This is a genomic window from Desertihabitans aurantiacus (assembly GCF_003344635.1).
Classification (GTDB): domain Bacteria; phylum Actinomycetota; class Actinomycetes; order Propionibacteriales; family Propionibacteriaceae; genus Desertihabitans; species Desertihabitans aurantiacus.
The window spans coordinates 1-5299 of the sequence record NZ_QPKK01000262.1; the positions used below are offsets into that span (position 1 = coordinate 1).

Annotated in this window: 6 protein-coding genes; 3 read left to right on the forward strand and 3 right to left on the reverse strand. The window is 72.3% G+C overall.

The window, feature by feature from the left end; all coding sequences use genetic code 11:
• The first annotated feature begins 439 nt into the window (after window positions 1-439).
• Both DVA66_RS16725 and DVA66_RS16730 read left to right on the forward strand, forming a co-directional pair.
• Window positions 440-625: a DUF7455 domain-containing protein gene (locus DVA66_RS16725; RefSeq protein WP_114561087.1), complete on the forward strand. Its 186-nt coding sequence runs from the start codon at window positions 440-442 to the stop codon at window positions 623-625.
• 99 nt (window positions 626-724) lie between these two features.
• Window positions 725-1234, forward strand: coding sequence for a DUF3817 domain-containing protein (locus tag DVA66_RS16730; RefSeq protein ID WP_198671869.1), 510 nt, complete (start codon window positions 725-727; stop codon window positions 1232-1234).
• 65 nt (window positions 1235-1299) lie between these two features.
• Here DVA66_RS16730 and DVA66_RS16735 read toward each other — a convergent pair whose 3' ends face one another.
• The 3 genes from DVA66_RS16735 to DVA66_RS16745 all read right to left on the reverse strand — a co-directional run bounded on the left by DVA66_RS16735 (window position 1300) and on the right by DVA66_RS16745 (window position 4722).
• Entirely contained in the window at window positions 1300-2637 is a 1338-nt protein-coding gene (locus DVA66_RS16735; protein WP_269801636.1) for an RNA polymerase sigma factor, read from the reverse strand.
• Between the two features lie 222 nt (window positions 2638-2859).
• Window positions 2860-3240, reverse strand: coding sequence for a universal stress protein (locus DVA66_RS16740; RefSeq protein ID WP_114561089.1), 381 nt, complete (start codon window positions 3238-3240; stop codon window positions 2860-2862).
• Complete coding sequence (locus DVA66_RS16745; protein ID WP_114561090.1) at window positions 3241-4722, reverse strand: glutamate-cysteine ligase family protein; 1482 nt, start codon at window positions 4720-4722, stop codon at window positions 3241-3243.
• A gap of 87 nt (window positions 4723-4809) precedes the next feature.
• Between DVA66_RS16745 and DVA66_RS16750 the strand changes: the two genes are divergently transcribed.
• Window positions 4810-5299: acyl-CoA thioesterase domain-containing protein (locus tag DVA66_RS16750; RefSeq protein WP_198671870.1), on the forward strand; the 490-nt coding region annotated here is incomplete at its 3' end.

The following is a 5299-nucleotide window of genomic DNA, read 5'->3' on the forward strand; positions in this document are numbered from 1 at the left end:
TGGAGCCGATGTACATCGCCGGGCGCTTGCGCACCGCCTCCAGGCCCTCCAGCACCAGCAGGTGGCGGGCCTCGTAGTCGCGGCTCTCGGTGGGTTTCGTCACGTGTCCTCGGGGCACCACGACAGCCTAGCCAGCGACCCCGCCCGCACCCGGTCGGCACGCCGCGCGCCCCGCCGCGGCGGCACCGGCGGACCCCGCGCCGGCGTCCGCGCAGGTGACATCTGTGTCACGACCCGGCGGGTCGCGCGTGCGCTGGCCCGTGCCGGGTACGCTCGTCAGCACTCGACCACCCAGCGGGACGGGTCGTCCCCGGATCTGCGGATCCGGGAACAACGTGGACCGGGTGGTGGTTGAGTCAACGGGTCGGCGGGAACGACTCCGTTGCCATGACGGGTCCGACCCAGAGTGAGAGAGAGGCCAGACGTGAGCACAACTGTGATGGACGACGCCACCGCCTTGAACGCGGGGGACCGTTGCGACCGGTGCGGCGCCCAGGCCTACCTGCGGGTGACCTTGGCCAGCGGGGGTGAGCTGCTCTTCTGCGCGCACCACGGCAAGGAGCACGCCGACCGGCTGAAGCAGGTCGCGCTGACCATCCACGACGAGACCAGCAAGCTGAGCTGACGCCGACGGGCGAGCAGCGGCGAGCGGTACGGCCCCGGGCATCCTGCCCGGGGCCGTCGTCGTCCCCGGGGCGGTTGCGCACTCCCCTACCCTGACGGCGTGACCGACACCGACACCGTGCCGCCCGCTCCGACGTCACGCCGGAGCGGCGCCGCCACCCCGGCCGACCTGCACCGCGTCTTCGCGCTGGCCGAGATGGTGACCTGGACACTGCTCGTCCTCGGCATGGTGCTCAAGTACACCGGCGTCACCGAGTGGGGGGTGCGGGTCGGCGGGCTGGTGCACGGGGTGGTCTTCCTCGGCTACGCCGCGGTGACCGTGCTGGTCGCCTGGAACCAGTGCTGGCGCCCGCTGACCACCCTGCTCGGACTGCTGTCGGCGGTGGTGCCGTGGGCGGCCTGGCCGCACGACCGGATGCTGCTGCGTCGCGGGCTGCTGGACGGCGGCTGGCGCCACGAGCGCGGTGAGGGCCGGTTGGAGGGTCTGCGGCTGGCGGTGCTGGCCCGACCGGGGCTGACGGCGCTGGTCGTGGTGGTCCTGGTGGCCGTCGCGACGGCCGTCCTGCTCTGGCTCGGACCGCCCACCGGGTGGGCCGAGCGCTTCAGCTGACCCGGGACGCAGAAGGACCCGCTGCCGTCGGGCAGCGGGTCCTCGTGCGTGCGAGGTCAGGCGGCTCAGTCCAGGTAGTCGCGCAGCACCTGCGACCGGCTCGGGTGGCGCAGCTTCGACATCGTCTTGGACTCGATCTGGCGGATCCGCTCGCGGGTGACCCCGTAGACCTTGCCGATCTCGTCCAGCGTCTTGGGCTGGCCGTCGGTCAGGCCGAAGCGCATCGAGACCACGCCGGCCTCGCGCTCGCTGAGGGTGTCCAGCACGTCGTGCAGCTGCTCCTGGAGCAGGGTGAACGACACGGCGTCGGCCGGGACGACCGCCTCGGAGTCCTCGATCAGGTCGCCGAACTCGGAGTCGCCGTCCTCACCCAGCGGGGTGTGCAGCGAGATCGGCTCACGGCCGTACTTCTGGACCTCCACGACCTTCTCCGGGGTCATGTCGAGCTCCTTGGCCAGCTCCTCCGGCGTGGGCTCGCGGCCGAGGTCCTGCAGCATCTGGCGCTGCACCCGGGCCAGCTTGTTGATGACCTCGACCATGTGCACCGGGATGCGGATGGTGCGGGCCTGGTCGGCCATGGCGCGGGTGATCGCCTGCTTGATCCACCAGGTGGCGTAGGTGGAGAACTTGTAGCCCTTGGTGTAGTCGAACTTCTCGACCGCACGGATCAGACCGAGGTTGCCCTCCTGGATGAGGTCGAGGAAGAGCATGCCGCGGCCGGTGTAGCGCTTGGCCAGGCTGACCACGAGCCGCAGGTTGGCCTCGAGCAGGTGGTTCTTGGCCCGCCGGCCGTCCTCGATGATCCAGCTGAGGTCGTCCAGCAGGTCACCCGAGATCGCCTTGTCCGAGGCGTTGACCTGCTCATCGGCGAAGAGGCCGGCCTCGATCCGCTTGGCGAGCTCGACCTCCTGCTCGGCGTTCAGCAGGGCGACCTTGCCGATCTGCTTGAGGTAGTCCTTGACCGGGTCGGCGGTGGCCCCGGCGGCCATCACCTGCTGCTCGGGCTCGTCGGCGTCGTCGGTGTCGGAGAGCGAGAAGCCCTGGTCCTCGACCAGCTCCTTCTCCAGGCCGGCCTCCTGCTCGGGCTTGAAGGCCGACTCGTCGACGTCGTCCAGGGAGCGCTTCTTCCCGGCGACGGTGAGCTTCACGTGCTCGCCGTCCAGCTCCACCTCGACGTCCACACCGGCCTGCAGGACCACCTCGGAGGTGGTGGGCTCGGCCCCCTCGGCCGGGGTCTTGCGCGCCGCCGGCTTCTTCGCCGCCGGCTTGCGGCCGCCCGTCTTCTTGACGGGTGCCTTGGCGGCGGCGGCCTTGCGGGTGGTGGTGCGCCCGGCCGGCGTCGTCGCCTGACCCTGGTCGGCCGTCGTGGTCACCTGACTCGCTCGCGCGGTGGCAGCCGGCAGGGACGGGGACGTGCGTTCGTGTGATGGCGTCACGAAAACCTCTCGGCGCTGGTTCCTACGGTGGTGCGCTGGTTCCTACAGTTGTGAGGGCGCGCGATGGCAGGGTTGTTGTCAACCACCGCTGGCCAGAAGTCTGGCACGTCGGACCAAACTACCCCAACCGGGGCCCTCCGGCGTGTCCCCCGGTCCGGGTGGGGAGACGGCCGTCCCGTGACAGACGTCTCAGCCGCCGTCGACGGGCGGGTGCGGTGCCGCCTTGACCGCGACCACCGGGCACGGGGCGTCCAGCAGGATCCGCTGGGCGTTGCTGCCGAGCAGCAGCTTGCCCACCGGCGTCCGGCGGCGCAGACCGATGACGATGAACTCCACCGCGCTGGTCTCAGCCAGCTCGAGCAGCGCGTCGGCCAGCGGCTGCAGCTCCTCGCAGGGCCGCACCTCGTGGGCGACCCCGGTCGAGGCCAGCCGCTGCTGGGCGACCTGTAGGTCCGCGTCGTCCGGCACGACCGCGATGATCCCCAGGTCCCGCAGCCGCGCCTCGTCGATTGCCGTCTCGAGCGCCGCCACCCCCTCGGGCTTGCTGGTGAAACCCACCGCGATGGCCATTCAGCTCCCCTCCCAGGCGTGGACCGGATCTCCCACGTGCATCTGCTCGATGTAGTCGACGAGCATCCCCGACAGCGCCTGCTCCCGGGACTCGCCACGGGCTTCCCGCGCCGCGACGTTGGCAGTCTGCCACGTGGCCCCGTTGCGGCCGAGCAGGCACCGCTGCTCGATCACCGAGAGGTAGCGGTCGATCTCGGCCTCGCTGACCCCCTGGCTGACCAGGCCGGCCCGGGCCACCGGCAGCAGCCGCCGCAGCACCAGCTCGGCCACCCGCACCTGACCCGCACCCGGCCAGTAGACGACCGCCGACATCCCGTCCCGGACGGCGGTGTCAAGGTTGTCCCGGGCGGCCAGGAAGCTCATCTCCCGCCACACCGGGCGCGGCTCGTCGGCCAGCCCGCGGACCACGCCGGCGAAGAAGGCGGCGTTGGCGATGGTGTCGACCACCGTCGGCCCGGCCGGCAGCACCCGGTTCTCCACCCGGATGTGGGCCGATCCCCCGCTGACGTCGTAGATCGGGCGGTTCCAGCGGTAGATCGTCCCGTTGTGCAGGGACAGCTCGGCCAGCCTCGGCACCCGCCCGGCCGCCAGCTCGGCCTCCGGGTCCTCCTCGGTGCACTCCGGCAGCAACGCGGAGTAGTAGCGGGCGTTCTCCTCGAACAGGTCGAAGATCGAGTCCACCCACCGCTCGCCGAACCAGACCCGCGGCCGCACCCCCTGGGCCTTGAGGTCCTCCCCGCGGGTGTCGGTGCTCTGGGTGAACAGCGGGATCCGGTTCTCGGCCATCAGCCGGCGCCCGAACAGGAACGGCGCGTTCGCCCCGAGCGCCACCTGGACGCCGGTGACGGCCTGGGCGGCGTTCCAGACCGCCCCGAACTCGGCGGGGTCGATCTGCAGGTGCACCTGGGTGGAGGTGCAGGCCGCCTCGGGCATGATCGTGTCCGACTCCAGCTGCAGCCGCTCGGTCGGGCCCTCGATGTCGATCAGCAGGTCCTCGCCGCGGGCGCCGAGGATCTGGGCGTCCAGCAGCGAGTAGCGCGGGTTGGCCGAGATCCGCTCCGCGCGCACGTGCTCGGGCCGCAGGGTGGGCAGGATGCCGATCATCACCAGCTGCGCCCCCACCTCACGCGCCCGCCGGTCGGCGTGCTGGAGCCGCTCGCGGGCGTGCTCCTCGAAGGCCCGCAGACCGCCCTGGCGCAGCGGCTGGGGTGGCAGGTTGACCTCGACGTTGAACTGGCCCAGCTCGGTCTGGAAGGACTCGTCGTCGTCGATGGCCCGCAGCACCGCCTCGTTGCCCATCACCGGCTCACCGGCCTCGTCGGCCAGGTAGAACTCGACCTCCAGCCCGGCCTGGGTGTCGGCGTCGACGATCGCGCCGTCGGCGAGCATCCGGCGCAGCACCTGCAGGTCGAGGTTGACCTTGTCGCGGTAGCGCCGGCGGTCCTCGCGGCTGTACTCCCGGGCTTCGACGTCAGCACCCATGGCGCCCATCCTCACGCACCGGCGACCGCGGTGCCACGCGACCCACCCGAGCGCTGCCCCGGCCGCGCGGGCCTACAGTGGCAGCCCGTGAGCGACCGCGGCCTGCCCGACCCCGCCACCCTCGAGACGGACGCCCCCGCCTACTACCGGAGGACCGGCCCGACGACCTTCCGCCCGACCCTGCACGCCCAGGGCGCCTGGCAGCCGGGGGAGCAGCACATGGCGGCGCTGACCGGGCTGCTCACGCACGCCGTGCTGCGGCACGAGCCGCGCCCGGAGCTCCAGCCGGCCCGGCTGGCCTTCGAGATCCTCGGGCTGATCCCGGCCCTGGAGACCACGGTGACGGTGCGCACCCTGCGCCCGGGCCGCACCATCGAGCTGGTCGGCGCGGAGGCCGAGGTCGGCGGACGTCCGGTGGTGCGGGCCCGGGTGTGGCGGCTGGCAGCGGCCGGCACCGCCGAGGTGGCCGGTGGCGCGGGCGAACCGCTGCCGGCCCCGGAGGAGCTACCGCCGGCCGAGCCCAGCCGGTACTGGCCCGGCGGGTTCATCGCCAGCCTCGACGTCCGCGCCGAGCGCG